Source organism: Achromobacter sp. FW305-C-30-7, assembly GCF_058783105.1.
In genome coordinates, this window is record NZ_JBYSYI010000004.1 from 321724 (window position 1) to 345332 (window position 23609).

Consider the following 23609-nt stretch of genomic DNA (forward strand, 5'->3'; position numbering starts at 1 on the left):
TCAGCCGACCGCCCCGTAAATGCGGCGCGCGTCGGCGGCCGTGGCCAGCGGGCGGCCCAGCGCCTGCGCGCCTTGCGCGGCTTGCAGCACCAACGCCGAATTGCCGGACGCGGTACTGCCGTCGCGCAGCTTCAGGTTGTTCTCGAAGCCCACGCGCATGTGGCCCCCGAACGCCGCGGCCGTGGTGACGCAGGCGTTTTCTTCAGGACCGAAGGCGCAGACGGCCCAGGGCAGGGACTGGTCGTACGCGGCCAGGAAGGGCAGCAGGTCGTAGGCAGAGGAGGTCTGGCCTGCGCTGTAGCGGCCCAGCACGAACAGCACCGACCACGCTCCCGGCGGCACCAGGCCGCGCGCGCGCAGCGACAGCCAGCGGCGCACGTCGGTTTCGTCGTACAGGATGATCTGCGTCATGATGCGGCGCTCCGCGATCCAGGCCAGGAAGGCCGCCAGCTCGGTCTCCGGGATGTCCGGCACTGCGATCTCGCGCAGCCCGATGGACACGGCCTCCGGCTGCAGTTCGCGCACCAGGGCGATCTGCTCAGCCGCTTTGTAAACGCCGGCGGCTTCACTGGTCACCTGCACCAGCAACTCATCGCCCACGGCGTTGCGCACGGCAGCCAGGGCGTCGCGGTAGGCCTGCGCGTCCAGCAGGTGGCTGCCATCAGGTTTGCGCACGTGCATGTGCATCATGGCGGCGCCGGCGTCCAGACAGGCGCGCGCTTCGCGCGCCAGGGCTTCGGACGTGAGCGGCACGGCCGGGTGGTCGGCCGCCTTCTTGTAGGCGCCATTGGGCGCCACCGTGATGATGACGGGCGAGTCGGCCAGGGCGGCGCGGGGCAGGGGCGCGTTGCTCATGGCTTGATCTCCGGCAGTTCCGGCGCAATCAGGTCCAGGCCCGCGCGCAACAGGCGGTCGTAGCGCGCGCGTTCGGCGGCGATGGTCTCGGGCGTCCAGGCGTAAAAGCCCTCGCCGGTCTTCATGCCGTGGCGGCCGTCCTGGGCGCGTTCGGTCAGGCAGCGCGCCGGCTCGCTGGCGTTGCAGAAGGTGGGGTACATGGTGGCGCCGGCCGCGGCGTGCACGTCGATGCCGGCATGGTCGCGCTGCATCACGGGGCCGGCCGCCAGGAAGCGGAAGCCGAAGCCGAAACGCACCGCCGCATCCACGTCTTCCGGCGAGGCGATGCCGCGGTCGATCAGGTCGAAGGCCTCGCGCGACAGCGCGTGCTGCAGGCGGTTGGCCAGGAAGCCCGGCAGGTCCTGCCGCACCTTGACCGGCACGCTGCCGCAGCGGCGCATGAATTCGATCAGCGTATCCGCGCAGGCATGGTCGCTGGCTTCGCCCAGCACCACTTCCACCAGCGGTACCAGATGCGCGGGCATGAAGAAATGCAAGCCCAGCATGCGGCCGCGAGTGTCCAGGCCCTGGCTGATGGCGCTGATCGGGAAGCTGGAACTGTTGCTGGCCAGGATGGCGCCGGGCCGGGCGCGTTGCGCCAGGTCCGCGAACAGCGCCTGCTTGATGTCCAGGCGTTCGGGGATGCATTCGATGACCAGGTCCACGCCGGACCAGTCCACCTCGTCCAGGCTGGATGCGGTGGATAGCAGGGCGGCGTTCGCGTCCCGGCCTATGGTCTTGAGGTTTTCCGCGACGCGGGCGGGCAGGCCCGCCGCGCGTCCGGCATTCGATTCGATCACGGTCGTGCGGCAGGCCGCGCGGGTCAACACCACCGCCACGTCGGCTCCCATGGTGCCGCCGCCCACCACCACCGCATGCGCCGCGCCCGGATTGGGCAGCGCTATCGCGTCCGTCTGCATGGTTTGCTCCTTCATCTGAAATTTCGCTGGAGGCGAGTGTAGAGAACCCGATTTGATTGATGAATCAGATTTTTTGGATAGAATGATCGTCAATTTAGATCAATAAAGAGGCCGCTGCCGGCATGCAGATCAATCTTTCGATGCGCGATATCGACACGACCCTGGTGCTGGGCCGCACGCTCAACTTCCGCCAGGCCGCCGCGCAGCTACATCTGTCGCAATCGGCCCTGTCCACGCAGATCCAGCGTATCGAGGACGCGCTGGGCGTGCGCCTGTTCGACCGCACCACGCGCACGGTCCGCCTCACGGCCGCCGGCGAAGTCTTCATGCAACAGGCCGCCGTCCTGCAAGTGGCCTTCCGTGACGCCATCGCCGCCGTCAGCGGCATCGTCAATGCGGAGCAGGGCCAGGTGTCGGTGGCGGCCTTGCCTTCGATCGCCGCCCGTCTGTTGCCGCGGGTGCTGATGGCCTACCGCCAGGCCCACCCGCAGGTCGCCCTGAAGGTGCGCGACACCTTGTCGGGTCCGTCCTTCGATCTGGTACGCGCGGGTGAGGTCGACTTCGCCCTGACCGCTGCCGATCCGCAGCATGCGGACCTGCACTACGTGCCGTTGATGTCCGACAGCTTTCTGCTGCTGATCCCCCAAGCCCATCCGCTGGCGCGCGCCCGTGGCCCGCTGCGCTGGGCCGATACCGCCGACGCGGCGCACGTGTCGATGGTGCAGCCGAGCAGCGTGCGGCAATATACCGAGTGGGCCTTTTTGCAGAACCGGATCCGCTTCACGCCGGCGTTCGAGGCCGAGCATCTGACCACCATCGTCGCCATGGTCGAGTGCGGATTCGGCGTTGCGGCATTGCCTGAAATCGCCGCCAGCGCGGTGGCGCAAAATGGCATTGTGCAGCGTCCGCTGATCGGCCCCGTGGCCGAGCGTTCCATCGGGTTGGTGACCGCGCGCAACCGCAGCCTGTCGCCGGCCGCGGCGGCGCTGGTGCAGTCTTTGAAGGACTATCTGGCGGAGCAGTCGCGCTAGGCGTCGCGGCGTATTTTCGACCCGCCGCGCGCTTCTGCGCGGCGCGGTTTTGATTTCAGGCAAACGCTTGCAGCGTGCCGCTCGACAGGAAGCGCCCGGTGGTATTATCCTCAGTGCACTAACTAAATTGGAGCTGCCTCAACGTGCCGGATGTACAGAAAAAGACGACGTCCCTGAAGCGCGTCGCAACTCATAAGATGGACACCAAGATTTTCGATCCGGCCAAGCAGGTACTTTGGTCGCGTCCAGGCTATCTGGTGCGGCGCCTGAACCAGATCCACTACGCCATGTTCTACGAGGAGTGCAAGACGCAGAACGTGACGCCGGTGCAGTATGGCGTGTTGACCGCGCTGTCGCTCAGCCCCTGGCTGGACCAGACCGCCATCGGCATGGAACTGGGACTGGACCGCACCACCACCGCGGACGTGGTCAAGCGCCTGCAGGAGCGCGGCTTGGTGGAACGGCGCGTCAATCCCAACGACAAGCGCTCGCGCCAGGCTGTCATCACCCAGGAAGGGTTGCGCATCATGGGCATCCTGCAGGAAGGCATGGCGCGCGCCCAGCAGCGCCTGCTGGAGCCCTTGTCCACGCGCAATCAGGAAATCTTCATGAAGCTGCTTTCCACCCTGGTGGAAGCCAACAACCAGTACAGCCGCACTACGCTCAAGCCTATGTAGGGCGGGAACCGGCCGCCTGTCTCAACCTTGCAGCGCGTTGACCTGAGGCGCGCTGCGCGCAGCCTCGCCGTCCCCCAAGGTGTTGCGCACCCAGATCAGTTCGGCGGCGATTGCCACCGCGATCTCGGCCGGGGTCTTGCTGGCAATGCGTAGCCCCACCGGGCCGTGCAGGCGCGCGATCTGGCTGTCGTCCAGGTCGAACAGCCGCAGCCGTTCGCGGCGCTTTTGCTGGTTGGCGCGCGAACCCAGCGCGCCCACGTAGAACGCCGGGGATTTCAGCGCTTCCAGCAGGGCCATGTCGTCGAGCTTGGGGTCGTGGGTGACCGCCACGATGGCGGTGCGCTCGTCGGTGCCGATCTCCAGCACCGCGTCGTCGGGCATGCTGGTGAGCAGGGTAGTTTGGGACAGATTCCAATCGCCGAAGAATTCTTCGCGCGGGTCGCAGACCGTGACGTGGAAATCCAGCGTCGCGGCGACGTTGGCCAGCACCTGGGCAGTCTGGTTGGCGCCGATGATGAGCAGCCGCCAGCGCGGGCCGTACACGCTGCGGAAGATGCGGCCGTCGAAGTCCGGGCCATCGGCCGGGCCGGCGGCAGATACCGAGCTGCTGCCGTCGTGCAGATCCACCGTGCGCTGGACCAGGCGATGGCCGCGTACGGCTTCCAGCACCAGGTCCAGCCATTGCGTGTCGCGCAGCGGTTCGCTGATCAGGCGCAGCGTGCCGCCGCAAGGCAGGCCGAAGCGCGCGGCCTCGTCGCGCGTGACGCCATAGGTCAGGCGGGCGGGGGCGTCTTCCAGCGCGCCCTCGCGGGCGCGGAGAATCAGGTCGTCCTCGATGCAGCCGCCGGAAACCGAACCGGCCATGCGGCCATCGTCGCGCAGGGCCAGCATGGCGCCCGCCTGGCGCGGCGCCGAGCCCCAAGTCTGCACCACGGTCACCAGGTGCACGCGGCTGCCCGCGGCCACCCAGTCCCGGGCATGTTGCAATACGTCCAGATCCAGAGCGTTCATCGGCTTCTCACAGTGAAGGGCCGTGGCGCTGTCACGGCTTATATTCACTATACTGATCATTATGGCGAATGTCTCTAGTGTCTATCCCTACCCGGGCCCCTTGCGAGTCGGCATCCTGCTGGCTGCGGGGCAGGGCTCGCGCTACGCCGCACAGCGGCCGGGCGCCGACAAGCTGCTGGCGCCCTTGCCGCAAGGCGTGTGCGTGGCCGTGGCCAGCGCCCGGGCGCTGCGCGCGGCGGTAGACCTGGTCGTCGCCGTGGTGCGTCCCGGCAGCGCCGCCCTGGCCGGCTTGCTGCGGACGGAAGATTGCCGGGTGCTGGAGACTGACCGGGCGGGGGAGGGCATGGGGGCCAGCCTGGCCGCCGCGGCGCAGTATCTGCAGGACTTGCCCGACACACCCGAAGCCGTGCTGGTCGCGCTTGCCGACATGCCCTGGATTCGCCGCACAAGCCTGGAGGGCGTGCTGGACGCGCTGCGCCACGCGCCGATGGCCGCGCCTTCGTACCAAGGGCAGCGCGGCCATCCGGTAGGGTTCCGCGCGGAACTGCTGCCGCAGCTGGCTGCCTTGAGCGGCGACGAAGGCGCGCGGCGAGTGCTCAAGCAGCCCGGCTTGCAGCTGGTCCTGGTGGATGATCCCGGCGTGTTGCGCGATGTCGACACGCCAGCCGACCTGGACGGCGGCGGCTGAGCGCCGCCTGCTGGCAAGGCCGCTGCGGCGGCCTTTTTTTGCGCTCCGGGATTTCCCTAATTTGTCAGTACGCTGACTATAAAGTCAGTATACTGACGTAAATTCGGATGCCCTCGCAGGACTCTTCCCAATGGGAAAGCGGCTGCGCGCGATTCCGGTATTTCCGATTTAATAGTCAGTGTACTGATAAACAATGCTGGCGCGCCGTGGCAGGACAGGGTCCTGGCCATCAAACTGGGAGTAGGGGAATGAGCAAAGTACGCAAGATCGCGTTTGAGGAGCACTACACCGCGGTCGGATTCAAGGACTATTCGAAGAGCTTCGCGCAGCACATCGATCCCGCCGTGCTGGCCGACCTGGCTGCGCGCCTGGTGGACTTCGACGAGGTGCGCTTGGGCGAAATGGACCGTGGCGGCATCGACTACGTCATCCTGTCGCAGACCGGACCCGGCGTGCAGGCCGAAGCCGACGCCGCCGTCGCGCTGCGCCGCGCCAAGGAGAACAACGATTTCCTGGTCGAGCAGGTGGCCAGGCACCCGACGCGCTACGGCGCCTTCGCCACCGTGCCCATGCATGATCCGCTGGTCGCAGCCGCCGAACTGGAACGCTGCGTCAAGCAGCTGGGCTTCAAGGGCGCCTTGATCAACGGCCACACCAATGGCGTGTACTACGACGGCCGCGCCTACGATCCGTTCTGGGAAAAGGTGCAGGAACTGGACGTGCCCGTCTACCTGCATCCGTCCGATCCCTACGTCATTCCGCAGGCCTACTCGGGTCATCCCGAACTGGTGGGCGCGTGCTGGGGCTGGGGCGTCGAAACGGCTACCCATGCGCTGCGGCTGCTGTTCGGCGGCGTGTTCGACCGCTACCCCGGCGTCAAGCTGGTCCTCGGGCACATGGGCGAGGGCCTGCCGTTCCTGCGCTGGCGCTTCGACAGCCGCTTCGCGGTGTATTCGCACGGCATCAAGCTGGCGCGCGCGCCCTCCGAATATCTGGGCAGCAACATCCTCATCACCACCTCGGGCGTCTGTTCGCCTCCCACGCTGATGGCCGCCATCGCCGAAATGGGCCGCGAGGCGGTGATGTTCTCGGTGGACTATCCCTACGAATCGACCGCGCTGGCCGTGGAATTCATCGAGCAGACGCCGATGGACGACGCGACCCGCGAACTGATCTGCAGCGGCAACGCGCGGCGCCTGTTCAAACTCTGAGCCCAGCCTGGGAGACTGACATGAGCAACTTCCTGTACGGCGGCAACGTCCACGCCAACGGCATTCGCCAGCATTACCTGCGCTACGGCGGCGAACGTGGCGCGGGGCGCGATCCGGTCATCATCGTGCCGGGCATCACCAGCCCGGCGGTCACCTGGGGTTTCGTGGGCGAGCGCTTCGGCCAGTCCTTCGACACCTATGTGCTGGACGTGCGCGGCCGCGGCCTGTCGGAAGCCGGCGCGGGGCTGGACTACAGCCTGGACGCGCAGGCCGCCGACGTGCTGGCCTTTGCCGAGGCGCTGGGCCTGGCGCGCTACAGCGTGGTCGGCCATTCGATGGGAGGCCGCATCGGCGTGCGCGCCGGGCGCGGCAAGCCTGCCGGCTTGAGCCGTCTGGTCCTGGTGGACCCGCCGGTGTCCGGTCCCGGCCGCCGGCCGTATCCCGCCAAGCTGCCCTGGTACGTCGACTCCATGGCGCAGGCGCGCCTGGGCATGGACGCCGAGGCCATGCGCGCGTTCTGCCCGACCTGGACCGAGGAGCAGCGCCAGCTGCGTGCCGAATGGCTGCATACCTGCGACGAGCGCGCCATCATCCAGAGCTTCGAGGCCTTCCAGAGCGACGATATCCACGCCGACCTGCCGCTGTTGGACGTACCGGTCCTGCTGATGACGGCGGAGCGGGGCGATGTGGTGCTGGACGCCGACGTGGCCGAGATCCAGCGGCTGGCGCCCGGCACGCAGCATCACCGCGTGCCTGCCGCCGGCCACATGATCCCGTGGGACAACGAGGAAGGCTTTTATGCGGCCTTCGGCGACTTCCTGGGTGCGCCGCTGGCGCGCGCATGAAGCGCGGCACTGACTGGCAAGGAGGGCATCATGCCTATTAGCGATTTTGAAATGGTGAAGGCCTGGCAGCAGGTGCTGACCCTGTCCAAGCTGCAAGCGGGGCAGACCGTCACGGTGCTGACCAGTGCGGCGACCCATCCGCAAACCCTGGCCACGGCGCTGATCGCGACGCAAGCCATGGGCGCCATCGTGAACCGCCTGGACCTGCCGCCCATCAATGGCGAGCGGGCGCTGAGCCGGGATTCGCTGGCCTACCTGGGCACCACCCCGCTGACCGGCAACAAGGCCGCGATCGCCGCGCTGAAGGAAAGCGACCTGGTGCTGGATCTGATGACGCTGCTGTTCTCGCCGGAACAGCACGAGATCCTGGCCACGGGCACCAAGATCCTGCTGGCGGTGGAACCGCCGGAAGTGTTGGCGCGGCTGGTGCCGACCGAGGCTGACCGCGCCCGGGTCAAGGCGGCCGCCGCGCGCATCGGCGCGGCGCGCGAGATGAGCGTGGTCTCGGACGCGGGTACGGACCTGCGCTGCCCGCTGGGCGAGTTCCCGGCCATCAGCGAATACGGCTTCGTCGACGAGCCGGGCCGCTGGGACCATTGGCCCAGTGGCTTCGTGCTGACCTGGCCGAACGAAGGCGGCGCCCATGGCAAGATCGTGATCGACGTGGGCGACATCCTGTTGCCGCAGAAGCTCTATGTGCGCTCGGCCATCGAACTGACGGTCGAAAACGGCTATGCCACGCGCATCGACGGCGGCGTGGACGCGGAACTGCTGCGCGAGTACGTGGCCTCGTTCAAGGACCCGGAAGCCTACGCGATTTCGCACATAGGCTGGGGCCTGCAGCCGCGCGCGCACTGGACCACGCTGGGCCTGTACGACCGCGAAGCCACCATAGGCATGGACGCGCGGGCCTACGAGGGCAACTTCCTGTTCTCGCTCGGACCCAACAACGAGGCTGGCGGCAACCGGACCACCACCTGCCACATCGACATTCCGCTGCGCGCCTGCACGGTGCGGCTGGACGGGGAAGACGTGGTGCGCCAGGGCAAGGTGCTGGACGGCGGCGGCCCCCAGGCTTAAGCACGCAATCACTGCTCAAGGAGTTCCAACCATGAATGACGATATCTCCGCCTACGAACGCCAGGGCTTCGGCGCGGCCATGGCGCCCAAGCCGCCCTACGGCCTGCTGATCGTGGACCTGGTCAACGGCTTTGCCGATCCGGCGGTGTTCGGCGGCGGCAATATCCCCCAGGCCATCGAGCAGACGACGGGCCTGCTGGCGCATGCGCGCAAGCAGGGCTGGCCGGTGGCGCACAGCCGCATCGTGTTCGCCGACGACGACGCGGACCACAATATCTTCACCCTGAAGGTACCGGGGATGCTGACCTTGAAGGAAGCGGACCACAACAGCGCCATCGTGCCGCAACTCGCGCCCGCCGCTGGTGAGCTGGTGGTGCGCAAGACGGTGCCCTCGGCGTTCTTCGGCACCAGTTTGGCGGCCTGGCTGTCGCAGCGCGGCGTGCAGACGCTGCTGGTGGCGGGCGCGGTCACCAGCGGCTGCGTGCGGGCCAGCGTGGTGGATGCCATGCAATACGGCTTCCGGCCGCTGGTGGTGTCGGACTGCGTGGGCGATCGCGCCATCGGCCCTCACGACGCCAATCTCTTCGACATGCAGCAGAAGTACGCCACCGTGCTGACGCGCGACGAGGCCGTGCGCGCCACGCAGGCCTGAGCCGGCGCCTGGCGCTTGCACAAAAAGAAAGGGTTGCGCCTCTCGCGGCGCAACCCTTTTTCAGTGACGCTCCTGCTGTCAGACCGGATAGACCAGGTCGTTGGCCAGGATGGTGGTGTCATACACCACCTGCCGTTCCTTCAGCTTGAGCACGCCGTCCTGTCGCGTATGGCGGTCGTAGTAGGTGCCGGCCAGGTGCAGCGTGGTGGGACCTTCCACCAGCGTCTGCATCAGCATGAACGCGGCCTGGGACTCGATCTCGCCGTCGGCGGATTCGCTGATGACGCGGGTGTTGCTGACCAGGTGCAGCATGTAGCGCGGGGCGAACATCTGGGTGCGTGAGATGGCCACGGCGCGGTCGTGCATCATGGCGCGTCCTTCGGAGTACACCAGGCCGACGGGCAGGCCCAGCTCGGCGTTCTCGCGTGCGGTGACGCGGTACAGGCCGTCCTCGGTGAAGAAGTCCGGCCAGGCCTCGACCTGGCCCGCGTCCAGGGCGGCGCAGTAATCGGCGTGGAATTCCTCGATCTCCAGGCGTAGCGCGATGGCGCGCGCGGGATCGATCTTGCGGGGGGAATATTCGAATCGGGTTCTCATGTGTCTGTGTTCCTGCCTCAGAAGCCCATCACGCCGCGGTAATAGCTGTACATGGAGCGGATCGCGGCTTCCGAGATCAGCGTGTTGGAGGTGCCTTGCTTGCCGGATTCCAGCTTCAGCACGTTGACGTCGGTGCTGGCGCGGCGCACGCCTTCCTGCACGAACTTCATGGCCTCGTTGTCCTCCAGGCCGAGGAAGCCTGCCGGGCCCATCAGGTTGCCTTGGCGCAGCCGGTGGCGCTCCATCTCGGGCGTGTCGTCCTCGTAGCCGAACATGGTCCATTGCATGATCATGCTGTCGGGCCCGTTGGGCACGATCTGGCGCACGCCCAGCGTGTTCATTTCGCGCTGCACGATCAGGTTGGGCCACACCGTCTGCATGGTGACGGACCAGGGCGAGTCGAACTCCTTGACGAATTCCAGGAAGCGGTCGTCCTGCAGGTGCAGGCCGTCGTGGAAGGAGCGCATTTCCTTCTTATTCTCTTCGCTGACGCTGGCGTACTTGTCCTCGCTCTTGGCCGAGGCCATGGTGCCGTGGCGGCCATGCACCGGATCGACCAGCATGGCGGACTTGTTGCCCGCCACCAGCAGCCCGAACACCACCAGGAACGAATGCAGCAGGGTCGCGTGGTACGGATCCTTCAGGTTCTCGTGGTACATCTTCCAGTTGCACGGCAGCTCGTTGCGGTAGTAGCCGTGGATCTTGAGCTTCTTGCCCGGGAAGACCGTGTCGAAATCGGCCAGGATCTCGGGCGTCAGGTATTCCTCGATGGGTTCGACCTCATCGCTGTAGGACGCGAAGATGACGCCGTTGCGCGTGGTGACGCGCAGCTTGCGCAGGCCGTGCTCTTCGTTCTTGAAGTCCTTGGGCATGCCGCCTTCGCGGTTCACGCCGCGCTTGAAGGGAATGCCCTGCAGATTGCCCTTCAGGTCGTAGGACCACTGGTGGTAGGGGCAGACGAATTCCTTGGCATTGCCCTGGCTATGGCGGCAGAACTCCGCGCCGCGGTGGGCGCAGCGATTCTCGAAGACGTTGACCGAACCGTCCTCGGCGCGCGATACCACCACCGGGGTCGGCCCCACATAGGACCGCTTGTAGTCGCCCGGATTCGGCAGTTCGGCTTCCAGGGCCACGTAGTTCCAGGTCTTGCCGCGGAAGATCTTTTCCACTTCCTGATCGTAGACGGCGCGGCTGGTGTAGACCCAGTCCGGAATGTAATGCAGCGCGTCTTCCGGCCAGACACAGTCGGCCAGCGCGGCGTCCTTGGACGCCACCGTGAGGCCGATGACGGTTTGTGATTGATACATGAAAAGCTCCTGTCGATGCGGGGGCGATAATGAATTTCAGGACGCGGCGGCGCTTTGCTGGCAGGCCTTCACCAATGGCTTGAGCGCCACGGACTCATCGGCATAGCGCTGCGGGTCGATGGGTATGCCTTGTTCGAACAGCACGCGCAGCTGGCGCAGATCGCCGCCTGCGTTGATGGCGATGGCGTGCACCGGCACGCCGTCGCGGTGGCCCAGCCAGATGAACTTGGGCGCCTCGGCCTGGACCTGCGGTACGCCGCGGCAGGCGTAGACCAGGTCCGGCTGGGGCAGGCCCAGCATCTGCACGTTGCAGCCGTATTGGTCGGTCCAGAACCAGGGATAGGGCTCGGCGGGCGCGAGCTGGCCCAGCATGCCGGCTGCGGCCGCGCGCGCCTGTTCATTGGCGTTCTGCCAGGACTCCAGCCGCAGCGCCATGTTCAGGTGGCGGCGGTGCTGGCTGGCGCAATCGCCAGCAGCGTAAATATAGGGATCGCTGCTGCGGCAGGCGGCGTCCACCGCGATGCCGCCATTGGCGGGGTCCAGCGCCAGGCCGGCCTGGGCGGCCAGGGATACTGCCGGCACCAGGCCAATGGCCACCACCACGACGTCAGCTTCCATCGTGGCGCCATCCTGCAGTTCTATCCTGAAACGTGCCTGATGCCGGGTCGCGGCATCGGCATGAGGCTGCCAGTCGCTGTGCGCGATCCGCGCGCCCAGGCGCAGGTCCACGCCGGCATGGCGGACGCGCTCGGCCAGCCAATCCGACAGCGCCGGGGGCAGCACGCGTTCCAGCAAGCGCGGCGCGCTTTCCAGGACGGTGACCGTGGCACCCAGGGCGCGCGCGGTGGATGCCACTTCCAGGCCCAGGAAACCGCCGCCGATGACGGCAACACGCGCCTGCGGCGTGAGGCCGGTGCGCAGCGCGGCGGCGTCGTCCAGCGTCCTGATGTAGTGCACGCCCGGCGTGCCGCGCGGCAGGCTGGGCAGTTCGCGTGCGCGGCCGCCGGTGGCGAGCAGGCAGCGGCTGTAGGGGAGGGCCCCGCCGTCGGCCAGCCGGACCAGGCGGCGGGCAGCGTCGATGGCCTGTGCTTCGGTGCCGGTCAGCAGCGTGATGCGCTGCCGTTCGTAGAAGTCGCCGGCATGCACCGCCGTCTGGCCGCGCGCGTCGGCCGTTTGCAGCACGGCCTTGGACAGCGGCGGGCGCTCGTAAGGCGCATGCGCTTCCTGGCCGATCAGCGTGATGGGGCCGTCGTGACCCAGGTCGCGCAGCGTGGCGGCCGCCACCGCGCCGGTCTGGCCGGCGCCGATGATGAGGATAGGATCTGCGTCAGCCATGGTCAGCCCTGCAGGTTGGCGTAGATGTCCTGGCCTTCGACCTTGACCGGATAGACGCGGATGCCGCTGGTGGCTGGCGCGCACATGGCCTGGCCGGTGCGGATGTCGAACCTGGCCTGGTGCAGCGGGCATTCGATGCAGCCATCTTCCAGATAGCCGTCGGACAGCAGCGCGTAGGCGTGCGTACAGACGTTGTCGGAGGCGTAGAACTCGCCTTCGCTGCGATACAGCGCAAGCTGCTTTTCGCCGGCTGCGACGGGGATCACCTCGTCGTCGTCGGTGAGTTGGTCGGTAGAGGCAATGCGGATCCAGTTCATATCAACTCGCTCGTCAGTATGCTGAGTAATTGTCGTCAGTGTACTGCCTAAAAAAACAAGTCAGGAGCTAGGGATTTCCCCGACATGAGGCGGCGGAAAGGGCTGCGGCGCGGGCCTATTATGCACGCCTGATTCGGCCCATGTCCGCGGGTGTCCACTATATGTAAGGAGTACCCACAAACAGCACGCGAGTCTCGCGGAAAATGCCGCCCGAAACGGGGAAAAGCTAGGCATTCCGCGGGTGTCAGCAGTGGGGATTTACCTTGTTGACACTCAAAATTACTGTCAGTATGCTGATCAACAATTCAGTGTGCTAACGTTTTTTTCGGATGTACGCGAGTGGCGTTGGCATGAGTTGAGGCGGGTCCAAAGGGACTCAATCGAACCAGATCGGGAGCAATGAATGCAACGACGCCGTTTCCTCGCACAAGCCGCCGGCGCAGCCGGCGCGGGCCTCGCCACCGTCGGCATGCCTGCCGTCGCGCAATCCGCGCCGTCGGTGCGCTGGCGCATGTCCACCAGCTGGCCGAAGAGCCTGGACACCATCTACGGCTCGGCCGAGGATCTGTGCAAGCGCGTGGCGCAGCTGACGGACGGCAAGTTCGAGATCCGCGCTTTTCCCGGTGGCGAACTGGTGCCGGCCGCGCAGAACATGGATGCGGTCAGCAACGGCACGGTGGAATGCAACCACGTGCTGAGCACGGCCTACATCGGCAAGAACACGGCGCTGACTTTCGACACCGGCCTGTCCTTCGGCCTGAGCGCCCGCCAGCACAACGCCTGGATCCATTCCGGCGGCGGCCTGATGATGCTGCGCGCGCTCTATAAGAAGTACAACATCGTCAACCACGTCTGTGGCAACGTCGGTGTGCAGATGGGCGGCTGGTACCGCAAGGAAATCAAGTCGGTCGCCGACCTGAAGGGCTTGAACATGCGCATCGGCGGCATCGGCGGCATGGTGCTGTCCAAACTGGGCGCGGTGCCGCAGCAGATCCCGCCGGGCGACATCTATCCCGCGCTGGAAAAGGGCACCATCGACGCGGCCGAATGGATCGGCCCCTACGACGACGAGAAGCTGGGCTTCAACAAGGTGGCGCCGTACTACTACTCGCCGGGCTGGTTCGAAGGCAGCGCCTCCATTACCAGCATGGTGCACGATAAGGCCTGGGAAGCCTTGCCGCCGGCCTATCAGGCCGCCTTCGAGGCCGCTGCGGGCGAACAGACCATGCGCATGCTGGCCAACTACGACGCGCGCAATCCGCTGGCGCTACGCAAACTGATCGCCGGCGGCGCCAAGGTCAGCTTCTTCCCCAAGGAAGTGATGGACGCGGCGTACAACGCGTCGCAGGAACTGTGGGTTGAACTCTCGGCCAAGAACCCCGACTTCGCCGCCATCTTCCCCGACTGGAAGAAATTCCAGGCCGAGCAGGCGGGCTGGTTCCGGGTGGCCGAAAGCCCGTTGGACAACTACACCTTCGCCGCCGTGGCGAAGGCCCAGGCCAAGTAACAAGCAAGCAGGAGACAAAGGGTAGTCATGACGACAGCAAACGCCGATACGCACGGCCGGCCAGGCAAGCCGCAGGGAGTGGGCGCGCGGGTGCCGCGCAAGGAAGACGCGCGCCATCTGCACGGCAAGGGCAATTTCGTGGCTGACATGGCCATGCCCGGCCTGTGCGAGGTGGCCTTCCTGCGCAGTCCGCTGGCGCACGCGCGCATCACTTCGGTGCGCGTGGCCGAGCAGATCGCGGACAAGGCGTTTGTGCGCCAGGCCATGGTCGACGCGCGCGACATCGTGGCGGACTCGACGCTGCCCAGCTACCAGGTCTCGGCCCAGCCGCCGCTGGCCTCGGGCAAGGTGCGCTTCGTGGGCGAGCCTATCGCCATGGTGTTCGCGCCGACCCGGGCCGAGGCAGAAGACTACGCCGAACTGATCGAGGTCGACTACGACGACCTGCCTGTGTATGCGGACGTAGTCAGCGCCCAGGCCGCCCAGGGCGATTTTGTGCACGAGCAATGGCGCGACAACGTCTTCGTCACGCTCAATGTCGACAAACAGTTCGATGAACTGGCGGCGCAGGCGGATGTGGTCGTGCGCCGCAAGATCGACCTGTCGCGGCAATGCATGGTGCCGATGGAAGGCAAGGCGGTGCTGGCCTACTGGGACCACCAGGCCGACCAGCTGGTGGTGGTCAGCGCGACCCAGGTGCCGCACATGATCCGCAGCGTGCTGGCCCAGTGCCTGGACCTGGAGCAGGGCCGGGTGCGGGTGGTGTCGCCGGACGTGGGCGGCGCCTTCGGCTACAAGTGCGTGCTGCAGCAGGAAGAACTGTGCGTGGCCTGGCTGGCGAAGACCTTCAAGAAGCCGTTCCGCTTCATCGAAGACCGCCGCGAGCACCTGACCGCGGGCGCCAATTCGCGCGAGCACCATTATGAAATGGTGGCCTACGCCGACCGCCGCGGCAAGCTGCTGGCGCTGGACGCCAAGATCACCATCGACGGTGGGGCTTACTCGGTCTGGCCGTTCACCATCGGCCTGGAACCGGGCCAGGCCATCGGCAACCTGCCGGGGCCGTACGCATTCAAGGGCTATCGCTGCGTGACGCGGGCGGTGGCCACCAACAAACCGGGCTTCGTGCCCTATCGCGGCGTGGCGCGCACCGGCGTCTGCTTCGCCATCGAACTGACCATGGACGCGATCGCCCGCGAGGTCGGGCGCGAACCCTGGGAGATCCGCCACGAAAACCTGGTGCCAGGCGAGCAGATGCCCTACGTCAACGTCACCGGCAAGCACCTGGACAGCGGCGACTATCCGGCCAGCCTGCAGCAGGCCATGGACATGATAGGCGTGGACGCCATCCGCGCGCGCCAGCGCCAGGGGGAAGCCGACGGCCGCCTCATCGGCGTGGGCCTGGCGACATATACCGAGCAGGCGGCGCACGGCACCTCGGTGTTCGCGGCCTGGGGCACGCCGGTGATTCCGGGCTTTGACCAGGCCACCGCGCGGGTCACGCCGGACGGCGGGCTGGAGCTGCGGGTCGGCGTGCATTCGCACGGACAAGGCATGGAAACCACGTTTGCCCAGATCGCCAACGAGATTCTGGGCGTGGACGTGGCCAGCATCAAGCTGCTGCACGGCGACACCGGGCAGACGCCGTTCTCCACCGGGACCTACGCCTCGCGTTCGCTGGTGATGTCCGGCGGCGCGGTGTCGCAGGCCTGCAAACGCCTGCTGCCGCGGCTCACGCATATCGGCGCGCATCTGTTGCAGGCCGATCCGGCCAACGTGGCCTGGAACGGCGACCGGCTGGAATCCGGCGGCAAGTCGGTGTCGGTCAAGGACGTGGCCGACGCCTGGTATCTGCGGCCGCAATTGCTGCCGCCGGACGTGGACCCCAGCGGCCTGGAAGTCACCGTGGGCTACAAGCCCAAGGTCGACACCGGCTGTTTCACCTACGCCACCCATGCGGCGGTGGTGGCGGTGGATCCGGGCACGGGCGGCGTGGAGATCCTGGATTATGTGGTGGTGGAGGACTGCGGGACCATGATCAACCCCATGGTGGTCGAAGGCCAGACCATAGGCGGCGTGGCCCAGGGCATAGGCACCGCCTTCTACGAGGAAACGCCTTACGACGACAACGGCCAGCCGCTGGCGTCGACGCTGGCGGACTACATGCTGCCGGGCGCCACTGAAGTGCCGAACATGCGCCTGCATCACTTCGAGACGCCGTCGCCGCATACGGAGTTCGGCGCCAAGGGCATGGGCGAGGGCGGCGCCATCGCGCCGCCTGCGGTACTGTTCAACGCGGTCAACGACGCCTTGCGCCCGCTGGGCGCGGCTGAATTGCTGCGCACGCCGCTGTCGCCGACCCGCGTGCTGGCCGCCATCGCAGAGGGCAGCCGCAAGACCGCAACCGTTGCCGCGGAGGTGACGGCATGAAGGCGGCCGCATTCGAATACACCCGCCCGGACACGCTGCAGGACGCCTTGCGGGCGCTGCGCGGACACGAGGGCCGTGCCAAGCTCATGGCCGGCGGCCAATCGCTGGGGCCGATGCTGAACCTGCGCCTGGCGCGTCCGCCGGTCGTCATCGACATTTCCGGCCTGTCCGAACTGCGCACGGTCTCGCGCAAGGACGGCAAGCTGCGCGTAGGCGCGGCCGTGACCCATGCCGAAATCGAGGATGGCGTGCACGAATTGCTGCGCGGCACGCCCTTGCAGCAGGTGGCGCCGGGCATCGCCTATCGCGCCATCCGTAACCGCGGCACGCTGGGCGGCAGCCTGGCGCATGCCGACCCGGCGGCCGACTGGGTGCTGACCGTGGTCGGCCTGGGCGCGACGCTGGAGATCGCGGGGCCGGACGGCGTGCGCATGCTGGCGGCGGAAGACTATATGCAGGGCGCCTACACCACCGGACTGCGCGAAGACGAGCTGATCGCCGCCGTGCACATACCGGAAGCCGGGCCGCAGGCGCGCTGGGGCTATTACAAGTTCTGCCGCAAGACCGGCGAGTTCGCCGAGGCCAGTTGCGCCGCATGGTTCGATCCGTCTTCAAAGACGGCGCGCATCGCGGTGGGAGCCCTGGACGGCGCGCCCAGGCTGCTGCCCCAACTGGCCGCGCGTATCGCGCAGCAGGGCTTGGCGGGCCTGGACGAGACGCTGTTGGCCAGCGAGCTGGCCGGCATCATGCAGGACAAGGACGAACACCATCGCAAGCTGCACGGGACCGCGGTGACGCGCTGCCTGGCGCAGGCTCTGGCTTGACAGGAAAGACCATGGTTCAGGTGACATTGGAAGTAAACGGCAAGCGCGTATCGCACGAGGCGCCCGCGCGCATGCATCTGGGGGATTTCCTGCGGGATCAGGCGCGCCTGACCGGCACCCATCTCGGCTGCGAACATGGCGTCTGCGGCGCCTGCACGGTGCTGGTGGACGGGGCGCCGGTGCGTTCCTGTATTTCCTTCGCAGTGGCCTGCGAAGGCCGGCAGGTGACCACCATCGAAGGCTATGACGCCGATCCGGTGATGCAGCGGCTGCGCGCCGCCTTTACCAAGCACCACGCCCTGCAATGCGGCTATTGCACTCCGGGCATGCTGGCGACTTCGCGCGATATCGTGCTGCGCTTGCCGGATGCGGACGAGAGCCGGGTTCGGGTGGAACTGTCCGGCAATCTGTGCCGCTGCACCGGCTACATGGGCATCGTCGCCGCCGTCATGTCGGTGCTGGCCGAACTCAGGGAACAGCCCGACCCCGCGGTGAAGGCGCTGCGCGCAGCCCAGGCGCAAGGGCGCGGCGCCGCGCCTGCAGCAGAAAAACCAGTGGCTTTCGCGGGATTCACGCCGGCGGCGGCCAGCCAGCCGGCCGCAAGCGCGGCTGCAGCGCCGACTCCTGCGGCTGCGCCCGCTGCCGCGGCGGGCAAGAAGGAAGGCCGCGGCAGCCAGATCGACGGGGGCTTCAAGGTGCCGTTCCCGGCCGCCGAGGTCTGGGCCTTCATGGTGGACCTGCCGGCGCTGGCCAGCTGCCTGCCGGGCGCCTCGATCGAAGAGCACGAAGGGGACCGCGTCAAGGGCAAGATCGCCATCAAGTTCGGTCCCATGTCCGCCGCCTTCAATGGCGCGGCCCGCCTGGAACGCGACGATGCCGCCATGCAGGCGGTGTTCCGCGGGGCAGGGCAGGACTCGCTCAGCCAATCGCGCGCCAACGGCGACATCACCTATCGCCTGGAAGCGTTGTCGGCCACCGAGACGCAGGTCCACGTGAACCTGCTGTATTCGCTGCAGGGGCCGCTGGCGCAGTTTTCGCGGTCCGGCCTGGTGCAGGACTTCGTGCGCCGGATGATCGCGGACTTCGGCAACAACGTCACCGCCCGGCTGCGCCGGCCTGTCGCGGCGGGCGAGGCGCCGGCCCAGGCCAGCTTCAATCCCACGGCCATGTTCTTCAGCGTGCTGTGGGCGCGCATCAAACGGTGGTTCGGCCGCGGCGGCTGAGCGCGACGTAGTACCGGCGGCCGCGGGCGCGGCCGCCCAGTGTCGGCACATAACGGGGAAAATCATGCTCGCGGTATTCGCAAGGAATTGGCGCAACGCATTGTTGGGCCTGGCGGCTGTCGCGCTGAGCGCGCCCGCCTGGTCGCAGGCCCTGGAGCCGCTGCGGGTGCGACTGGACTGGACGCCCTGGGGCGTGCACGGCGCATTCCACCTGGCGCAGCAGAAGGGCTGGTACAAACAGGCCGGCCTGGACGTGTCGCTGGAAGACGGCAACGGTTCGGTGACGACGGTGCAGATCGTCGGCGCCGGCGACAGCTTCGACCTGGGGCATGCCGCGCTGGCCTCGGCCATGATCGCCCGCGAGAAAGGCATGCCGGTGAAGGCGGTGGCCGTGTTCGCCAGGCAGAGCGACATCGGGCTGCTGGTGCCTGCCGACGCCGGCATCACCGGGCCTGCGCAGCTCAAGGGCAAGAAGGTGGCCTATACCGCTGGCTCGCTGGAAGCGCCATTCATCGATGCCTTCCTGGCCGCGGGCAAGCTAAAGAAGAGCGATCTGGAACTGATCAACGTGGACGCCGCCAGCAAGGCCTCGACCTATGCGGTGGGACGGGCCGATGCGGCGTTCTCCACCATCCCGTTCTTTCTTCCCGTGGTCTCGCAGAACCGCCCCTCCAGCGCGGTGCGCTTCGCCGACTTCGGCCTGAACATGCCCAGCTTCGGCTTGTTCGCCAATGAATCCAAGCTGGCGCAGCGGCGCGATGCCATCGAGCGTTTCGCCAGCGTGAGCGCACGCGCCTGGGAATACATCTATGCCGGCCACCAGGACGAGGCGGTCGCCGCCATCCTGGCGCAGCGGCCGCAGGCGCGCCTGGACAAGAAGGTGCTGCGCGGCCAGATCGACGCCCTGCAGCCGTACTTCGGCCAGCCGGCGGCGGGCGCGCGCCTGGGCGCCATCGTGCCGCAGGATTGGACCCAGGCCGTCACGACCTTGTCGACGGTCGGGCTGATCAGCGCAAGCGCCGAGGCCTCTTCGTTCTATGTGCCCGGCCTGGTGCACGCGGAACGCTACGACAGCCTGGTGCAGCCATGACGCAGTGGGCCGTGGCCGCAACAGACGTGCGCAAGCGCTATCCCGGCGCGGCTGGAGTGGAGGCGCTGGCATCGGTGTCGGTCGAGGTGCCGCGTGGCCGCTTCGTCAGCATCCTGGGCCCCAGCGGCTGCGGCAAGAGCACCTTCCTGCGCTGCGTGGCCGGCCTGGAGACGGTCTCCAGCGGCGACTTGCGGGTAGAGGGCGTGCCGGTGCAGGGGCCGCCGGACGGCATGGGCATGGTGTTCCAGCGCGACGCGCTGCTTGAATGGCGCAGCGTGCGCCGCAATATCCTGCTGCCGGTGGAGCTTGCGCACAAGCCGGTGGCGGCCTATGCCGACAAGGTGCGGGCGCTGCTGGCCCTGACGGGCCTGGAGAAGTTTGCCGATAGCTATCCGCGCGAACTGTCCGGCGGCATGCGCCAGCGCGCGGCGATCTGCCGGGCGCTGGTGGACGATCCCAAGCTGCTCTTGATGGACGAGCCCTTCGGCGCGCTGGACGCGCTGACGCGCGACCAGATGAACGTCGAGCTGCAGCGGATCTGGATGGAGACGCGCAACACGGTACTGTTCGTGACGCATGGCATCGCCGAAGCGGTATTCCTGGGCGACGTGGTGATGGTGTTCTCGCCGCGCCCGGGCCGCATCCTCGAAACCATAGAGATCGACCTGCCGCGGCCCCGGCCGCTGGCGCTGCGCGAAACGCCGCAGTTCGGCGAGTACGTGCGGCACATCCGCGGCATGTTCCAGAACATGGGCCTGATAGACGAGGGCGTGCGCGCCGCATCCGGCCTGGAGTCCGTCCAATGAGCGCGCTATTGAAAGGGGCGGGCCGGCGCATGGCCGGGCTGGTCTCGGTGCTGGTGTTCTTGCTGCTGTGGGAGGCTGCCGCCCGGGTGTTCCATGTGCGCGCCATCATGCTGCCGTTGCCGGGCCAGGTAGCGCTGGAACTGGCCGCGGAGTGGAGCTGGTATGCCGGCCATGCCGCCTACACGTTGATGACCACGCTGGCCGGCTTTGCGTTGGCGGTGGCGGCCGGCGTGGCGATCGCCGTCATGCTGGTGGGCTCGCGCTGGTTCGAGCGCTTCATCTATCCCCTGATCGTGGCCCTGAACAGCGTGCCCAAGGTCGCCATCGCACCCTTGTTCGTGATCTGGATGGGCACGGGCGCGGAGCCAAAGATCGCCATCGCCTTCCTGATCGCCGTGTTCGCGATGATCGTCGACACCGTCCACGGCCTGCGCTCCGTGCCGCAGGACGTGCTGGACCTGGGCCGCGTGCTGAAGGGCTCGCGCCTCGATTTCTTCTTCAAGGTGCGGCTGCCCAGCGCGCTGCCCTCGATCCTGGCGGGCATGAAGGTCTCGATCTCGCTGGCGCTGGTGGGCGCCATCGTCGGCGAGTTCGTGTCCTCGCAGCGCGGATTGGGCTACGTGATCATGAGCGCCCAGGGCACCTTCGACACGGTGCGGGTGTTCGCCGCGATCTTCGTGCTGGCCCTGATGGGCATGCTGCTGTTCGCCTTGCTGGTGTGGCTGGAACGGCGCGTGACGCCCTGGCTGCGGCATGACCGCGAAGACGATTGACAGTTTCAAGCCCGGGGCACCACGGGCTGTGTTTGGGGCAGGTGCGTGATTAGAAACAATTCTGGGGAAAACAGATGCAAGCACTACTCGCCTTGTCGCGTGGCATAGACGCGATCAATCTGCGCATGGGCCGGATCGTGTCCTGGGTCACGCTGCTGGTGGTCCTGGTCAGCGCCGGCAACGCCATCATGCGCAAGATATTCCACGACAGCTCCAATGCCTGGCTGGAGCTGCAGTGGTACATGTTCGGCGCCATGTTCCTGCTGACCGCAGGCTACACCTTGCTGAAGAACGACCACGTCAGGGTGGACATCATCTCCTCGCGGCTGTCGCGCCGCGCGCAGATCGGGATCGAGATCTTCGGCGTGCTGTTCTTCCTGATGCCGGCCTGCCTGTTGATCATGTACCTGTCCTGGCCGGTGTTCATGGATTCGTACCTCAGCAACGAGCATTCCTCCAACTCGGGCGGGTTGATCCGCTGGCCGGTCAAACTGCTGATTCCGGTGGGCTTCGCGCTGCTGGTGCTGGCCGGACTGTCGCACTTGATCAAGTGCGTGGGCTTCCTGATGGGACGCTGCCGCGACCCGCGCGAACGCGAGGGCGCCAGGAGCGCCGAAGAAGAGCTGGCCGAGGAAATCGCCCGCGAGGCGCAGGCGCGCGAAGCGGCCGCGCAGAACGAACTGAACAACAAGGGCCGCTGATCATGGAGTTTCTCATTGCCAATCTGGCGCCGATCATGTTCGCGACGCTGATCATCTTTCTGCTGCTGGGCTTTCCGGTGGCGTTCGCGCTGGCGGCCAACGGCATCCTGTTCGGCCTGGTGGGGATGGAGCTGGACCTGCTCAATTCCTCACTGTTCCAAGCGCTGCCGCAGCGGGTGTTCGGCATCATTTCCAACGACACGTTGCTGGCGGTGCCATTCTTCACATTGATGGGACTGGTGCTGGAGCGGTCAGGCATGGCCGAGGATCTGCTGGAGACCATAGGCCAGCTGTTCGGCTCGGTTCGCGGCGGCCTGGCCATCGCGGTGGTCTTCGTCGGTGCGATGCTGGCCGCGACCACGGGCGTGGTGTCGGCCTCGGTCATCTCGATGGGCCTGATCTCGCTGCCCATCATGTTGCGCAACGGTTATGACCGCAAGCTGGCCAGCGGTGTGATCGCCGCGTCCGGCACGCTGTCGCAGATCATCCCGCCTTCGCTGGTGCTGATCATCCTGGCGGACCAGCTCGGGCGCTCCATCGGCGACATCTACCGCGCGGCCATGGTGCCTGGCTTCATCCTGGCCGGGCTGTACATCGTCTACATCGTCATCGTGAGCCTGCTGAAGCCGGACTCCGCGCCCGCGCTGCCGGAAGAGGCGCGCCGCTTCCAGGAGCCGAACGGCGGCCGCGGCGGACGTTCGCTGCTGGTGCTGATGGTGATTTCCGCCGTGTCGGCGTACTTCCTGGGCCTCTGGGTCGAGAACAACACGGCGCCGATGGACGAGCGCATCGTGGTGGCGCTGCTGTTCTGGGGCGCCACGGCCTTCGTCATCGCGCTGATCAACAAGGCGCTGGGCCTGGGCCTGCTGTCGGCCCTGGCCGAGCGGGTGACCTTCGTGATGATCCCGCCGCTGGCGCTGATCTTCCTGGTGCTGGGCACCATCTTCATCGGCGTCGCCACGCCGACCGAAGGCGGCGCCATGGGCGCGGTGGGCGCCATCCTGATGGCCGTGGCGCGACGCCGCCTGTCGCTGGACCTGCTCAAGCAGGCCATGGACACCACCACCAAGCTGTCCTGCTTCGTGGTGTTCATCCTGGTGGGTTCCACTGTATTCGGCCTGACCTTCCGCGCCGTCAACGGCGACCTGTGGGTCGAGCATCTGCTGACCGGCTTGCCGGGCGGGCAGTGGGGCTTCCTGATCGTGGTCAGCATCCTGACCTTTGTGCTGGCCTTCTTCCTGGACTTCTTCGAACTGGCGTTCATCATCGTGCCGCTGCTGGGGCCGGTGGCCGACAAGCTGGGCATAGACCTGATCTGGTTCGGCGTGATCCTGGCAGTCAATATGCAAACCTCGTTCATGCATCCGCCATTCGGCTTTGCGCTGTTCTACCTGCGATCGGTGGCGCCACGGGACCGCTACAAGGACAGGGTCACGGGCAAGATGATCGAGCCCGTCACGACCGGACAGATCTACTGGGGCTCGGTGCCGTTCATCGTGATCCAGCTGCTGATGGTCGCGGCCGTGATGGCCTTCCCGGGCATGGTGATGCACTACAAGGGAACGGCCGCCGTCGTCGATCCGAGTTCGGTCTCGCTGGAGGTCGGGGGTAGCGGTTACGGCGCCAGCGCCTACGGGACGGATTCCAACCCGTTCAAGTGATACGCAAGGGGCGCCCAAGCGGCGCCCCT

The 23609-nt window shown here is 66.9% G+C and carries 23 protein-coding genes; 16 read left to right on the plus strand and 7 right to left on the minus strand.

Annotated features, from left to right (window positions below):
* Nucleotides 1-855, minus strand: a complete 855-nt coding sequence (locus AC3WOB_RS15365; RefSeq protein ID WP_492275491.1) for a beta-keto acid cleavage family enzyme — start codon at nt 853-855, stop codon at nt 1-3.
* Nucleotides 852-1814, minus strand: coding sequence for a 3-hydroxyacyl-CoA dehydrogenase family protein (locus tag AC3WOB_RS15370; protein WP_332012393.1), 963 nt, complete (start codon nt 1812-1814; stop codon nt 852-854). The genes AC3WOB_RS15365 and AC3WOB_RS15370 overlap by 4 nt, the downstream gene beginning before the upstream one ends.
* Before the next feature lie 122 nt (nt 1815-1936).
* Here AC3WOB_RS15370 and AC3WOB_RS15375 point away from each other — a divergent pair, with 122 nt between their 5' ends.
* Together AC3WOB_RS15375 and AC3WOB_RS15380 are read left to right on the plus strand one after the other, a co-directional pair.
* A complete protein-coding gene (locus AC3WOB_RS15375) occupies nt 1937-2845 on the plus strand; it encodes a LysR family transcriptional regulator (RefSeq protein ID WP_332012392.1) in 909 nt (302 codons plus the stop codon).
* 209 nt (nt 2846-3054) lie between these two features.
* Nucleotides 3055-3522: a MarR family winged helix-turn-helix transcriptional regulator gene (locus AC3WOB_RS15380; RefSeq protein WP_371818898.1), complete on the plus strand. Its 468-nt coding sequence runs from the start codon at nt 3055-3057 to the stop codon at nt 3520-3522.
* A 21-nt stretch (nt 3523-3543) separates the two neighbouring features.
* On the opposite strand, the gene AC3WOB_RS15385 is transcribed toward AC3WOB_RS15380, so the two are convergent.
* Nucleotides 3544-4533, minus strand: coding sequence for an XdhC family protein (locus AC3WOB_RS15385; RefSeq protein ID WP_492275492.1), 990 nt, complete (start codon nt 4531-4533; stop codon nt 3544-3546).
* A gap of 61 nt (nt 4534-4594) precedes the next feature.
* Between AC3WOB_RS15385 and AC3WOB_RS15390 the strand changes: the two genes are divergently transcribed.
* From AC3WOB_RS15390 to AC3WOB_RS15410, 5 genes are all read left to right on the plus strand, one after another.
* The gene (locus tag AC3WOB_RS15390; protein WP_492275493.1) at nt 4595-5221 is read left to right on the plus strand and encodes a nucleotidyltransferase family protein; all 627 of its coding nucleotides are present in this window, start codon (nt 4595-4597) and stop codon (nt 5219-5221) included.
* Nucleotides 5222-5469: 248 nt separating this feature from the next.
* Nucleotides 5470-6432, plus strand: coding sequence for an amidohydrolase family protein (locus AC3WOB_RS15395; RefSeq protein ID WP_492275494.1), 963 nt, complete (start codon nt 5470-5472; stop codon nt 6430-6432).
* A 20-nt stretch (nt 6433-6452) separates the two neighbouring features.
* Nucleotides 6453-7277: an alpha/beta fold hydrolase gene (locus tag AC3WOB_RS15400; RefSeq protein WP_492275495.1), complete on the plus strand. Its 825-nt coding sequence runs from the start codon at nt 6453-6455 to the stop codon at nt 7275-7277.
* 30 nt (nt 7278-7307) lie between these two features.
* Nucleotides 7308-8357, plus strand: coding sequence for a 2,5-dihydroxypyridine 5,6-dioxygenase NicX family protein (locus AC3WOB_RS15405; protein ID WP_492275496.1), 1050 nt, complete (start codon nt 7308-7310; stop codon nt 8355-8357).
* Between the two features lie 31 nt (nt 8358-8388).
* On the plus strand, nt 8389-9009 hold the full coding sequence (locus AC3WOB_RS15410; protein WP_013393108.1) for an N-carbamoylsarcosine amidohydrolase: 621 nt from the start codon (nt 8389-8391) through the stop codon (nt 9007-9009).
* Between the two features lie 78 nt (nt 9010-9087).
* Here AC3WOB_RS15410 and AC3WOB_RS15415 read toward each other — a convergent pair whose 3' ends face one another.
* The 4 genes from AC3WOB_RS15415 to AC3WOB_RS15430 are packed head-to-tail and all read right to left on the minus strand — an operon-like array spanning nt 9088 to nt 12565.
* Nucleotides 9088-9606: an aromatic-ring-hydroxylating dioxygenase subunit beta gene (locus AC3WOB_RS15415; RefSeq protein ID WP_088139888.1), complete on the minus strand. Its 519-nt coding sequence runs from the start codon at nt 9604-9606 to the stop codon at nt 9088-9090.
* Nucleotides 9607-9623: 17 nt separating this feature from the next.
* Nucleotides 9624-10913, minus strand: coding sequence for an aromatic ring-hydroxylating dioxygenase subunit alpha (locus tag AC3WOB_RS15420; protein WP_492275497.1), 1290 nt, complete (start codon nt 10911-10913; stop codon nt 9624-9626).
* A 36-nt stretch (nt 10914-10949) separates the two neighbouring features.
* The gene (locus AC3WOB_RS15425; RefSeq protein ID WP_492275498.1) at nt 10950-12248 is read right to left on the minus strand and encodes an NAD(P)/FAD-dependent oxidoreductase; all 1299 of its coding nucleotides are present in this window, start codon (nt 12246-12248) and stop codon (nt 10950-10952) included.
* A 2-nt stretch (nt 12249-12250) separates the two neighbouring features.
* Nucleotides 12251-12565 (minus strand): non-heme iron oxygenase ferredoxin subunit, encoded by a 315-nt coding sequence (locus AC3WOB_RS15430; protein WP_013393112.1) that lies wholly within the window; start codon nt 12563-12565, stop codon nt 12251-12253.
* A gap of 403 nt (nt 12566-12968) precedes the next feature.
* Here AC3WOB_RS15430 and AC3WOB_RS15435 point away from each other — a divergent pair, with 403 nt between their 5' ends.
* The 9 genes from AC3WOB_RS15435 (at nt 12969) to AC3WOB_RS15475 (ending at nt 23580) form a co-directional block, all read left to right on the plus strand.
* Nucleotides 12969-14072: a TRAP transporter substrate-binding protein gene (locus tag AC3WOB_RS15435; protein WP_492275499.1), complete on the plus strand. Its 1104-nt coding sequence runs from the start codon at nt 12969-12971 to the stop codon at nt 14070-14072.
* A 27-nt stretch (nt 14073-14099) separates the two neighbouring features.
* Nucleotides 14100-16502, plus strand: coding sequence for a xanthine dehydrogenase family protein molybdopterin-binding subunit (locus AC3WOB_RS15440; RefSeq protein WP_332015127.1), 2403 nt, complete (start codon nt 14100-14102; stop codon nt 16500-16502).
* Nucleotides 16499-17326, plus strand: a complete 828-nt coding sequence (locus tag AC3WOB_RS15445; protein WP_492275500.1) for an FAD binding domain-containing protein — start codon at nt 16499-16501, stop codon at nt 17324-17326. The genes AC3WOB_RS15440 and AC3WOB_RS15445 overlap by 4 nt, the downstream gene beginning before the upstream one ends.
* An 11-nt stretch (nt 17327-17337) precedes the next feature.
* Nucleotides 17338-18549 (plus strand): xanthine dehydrogenase family Fe-S subunit, encoded by a 1212-nt coding sequence (locus AC3WOB_RS15450; protein ID WP_492275501.1) that lies wholly within the window; start codon nt 17338-17340, stop codon nt 18547-18549.
* Between the two features lie 64 nt (nt 18550-18613).
* Nucleotides 18614-19639, plus strand: coding sequence for an ABC transporter substrate-binding protein (locus AC3WOB_RS15455; protein WP_332011480.1), 1026 nt, complete (start codon nt 18614-18616; stop codon nt 19637-19639).
* Nucleotides 19636-20445 carry an ABC transporter ATP-binding protein gene (locus tag AC3WOB_RS15460; RefSeq protein ID WP_332011479.1) on the plus strand — a complete coding sequence of 270 codons (810 nt, stop codon included), beginning with the start codon at nt 19636-19638 and terminating at the stop codon, nt 20443-20445. Before AC3WOB_RS15455 ends, AC3WOB_RS15460 begins: the two co-directional genes overlap by 4 nt.
* Entirely contained in the window at nt 20442-21218 is a 777-nt protein-coding gene (locus AC3WOB_RS15465) for an ABC transporter permease (protein WP_492275502.1), read from the plus strand. The genes AC3WOB_RS15460 and AC3WOB_RS15465 overlap by 4 nt, the downstream gene beginning before the upstream one ends.
* A gap of 74 nt (nt 21219-21292) precedes the next feature.
* The gene (locus AC3WOB_RS15470) at nt 21293-21919 is read left to right on the plus strand and encodes a TRAP transporter small permease subunit (protein WP_332011477.1); all 627 of its coding nucleotides are present in this window, start codon (nt 21293-21295) and stop codon (nt 21917-21919) included.
* 2 nt (nt 21920-21921) lie between these two features.
* Nucleotides 21922-23580 (plus strand): TRAP transporter large permease, encoded by a 1659-nt coding sequence (locus AC3WOB_RS15475; RefSeq protein ID WP_492275503.1) that lies wholly within the window; start codon nt 21922-21924, stop codon nt 23578-23580.
* Nucleotides 23581-23609: the final 29 nt, after the last annotated feature.

Coding starts and splice junctions, on each gene's coding strand:
- AC3WOB_RS15365 (WP_492275491.1), bottom strand. CDS start 855: ATGAGCAACGCGCCCCTGCCCCGCGCCGCCCTGGCCGACTCGCCCGTC.
- AC3WOB_RS15370 (WP_332012393.1), bottom strand. CDS start 1,814: ATGCAGACGGACGCGATAGCGCTGCCCAATCCGGGCGCGGCGCATGCG.
- AC3WOB_RS15375 (WP_332012392.1), top strand. CDS start 1,937: ATGCAGATCAATCTTTCGATGCGCGATATCGACACGACCCTGGTGCTG.
- AC3WOB_RS15385 (WP_492275492.1), bottom strand. CDS start 4,533: ATGAACGCTCTGGATCTGGACGTATTGCAACATGCCCGGGACTGGGTG.
- AC3WOB_RS15390 (WP_492275493.1), top strand. CDS start 4,595: ATGGCGAATGTCTCTAGTGTCTATCCCTACCCGGGCCCCTTGCGAGTC.
- AC3WOB_RS15395 (WP_492275494.1), top strand. CDS start 5,470: ATGAGCAAAGTACGCAAGATCGCGTTTGAGGAGCACTACACCGCGGTC.
- AC3WOB_RS15400 (WP_492275495.1), top strand. CDS start 6,453: ATGAGCAACTTCCTGTACGGCGGCAACGTCCACGCCAACGGCATTCGC.
- AC3WOB_RS15405 (WP_492275496.1), top strand. CDS start 7,308: ATGCCTATTAGCGATTTTGAAATGGTGAAGGCCTGGCAGCAGGTGCTG.
- AC3WOB_RS15410 (WP_013393108.1), top strand. CDS start 8,389: ATGAATGACGATATCTCCGCCTACGAACGCCAGGGCTTCGGCGCGGCC.
- AC3WOB_RS15415 (WP_088139888.1), bottom strand. CDS start 9,606: ATGAGAACCCGATTCGAATATTCCCCCCGCAAGATCGATCCCGCGCGC.
- AC3WOB_RS15420 (WP_492275497.1), bottom strand. CDS start 10,913: ATGTATCAATCACAAACCGTCATCGGCCTCACGGTGGCGTCCAAGGAC.
- AC3WOB_RS15425 (WP_492275498.1), bottom strand. CDS start 12,248: ATGGCTGACGCAGATCCTATCCTCATCATCGGCGCCGGCCAGACCGGC.
- AC3WOB_RS15430 (WP_013393112.1), bottom strand. CDS start 12,565: ATGAACTGGATCCGCATTGCCTCTACCGACCAACTCACCGACGACGAC.
- AC3WOB_RS15435 (WP_492275499.1), top strand. CDS start 12,969: ATGCAACGACGCCGTTTCCTCGCACAAGCCGCCGGCGCAGCCGGCGCG.
- AC3WOB_RS15440 (WP_332015127.1), top strand. CDS start 14,100: ATGACGACAGCAAACGCCGATACGCACGGCCGGCCAGGCAAGCCGCAG.
- AC3WOB_RS15445 (WP_492275500.1), top strand. CDS start 16,499: ATGAAGGCGGCCGCATTCGAATACACCCGCCCGGACACGCTGCAGGAC.
- AC3WOB_RS15450 (WP_492275501.1), top strand. CDS start 17,338: ATGGTTCAGGTGACATTGGAAGTAAACGGCAAGCGCGTATCGCACGAG.
- AC3WOB_RS15455 (WP_332011480.1), top strand. CDS start 18,614: ATGCTCGCGGTATTCGCAAGGAATTGGCGCAACGCATTGTTGGGCCTG.
- AC3WOB_RS15460 (WP_332011479.1), top strand. CDS start 19,636: ATGACGCAGTGGGCCGTGGCCGCAACAGACGTGCGCAAGCGCTATCCC.
- AC3WOB_RS15465 (WP_492275502.1), top strand. CDS start 20,442: ATGAGCGCGCTATTGAAAGGGGCGGGCCGGCGCATGGCCGGGCTGGTC.
- AC3WOB_RS15470 (WP_332011477.1), top strand. CDS start 21,293: ATGCAAGCACTACTCGCCTTGTCGCGTGGCATAGACGCGATCAATCTG.
- AC3WOB_RS15475 (WP_492275503.1), top strand. CDS start 21,922: ATGGAGTTTCTCATTGCCAATCTGGCGCCGATCATGTTCGCGACGCTG.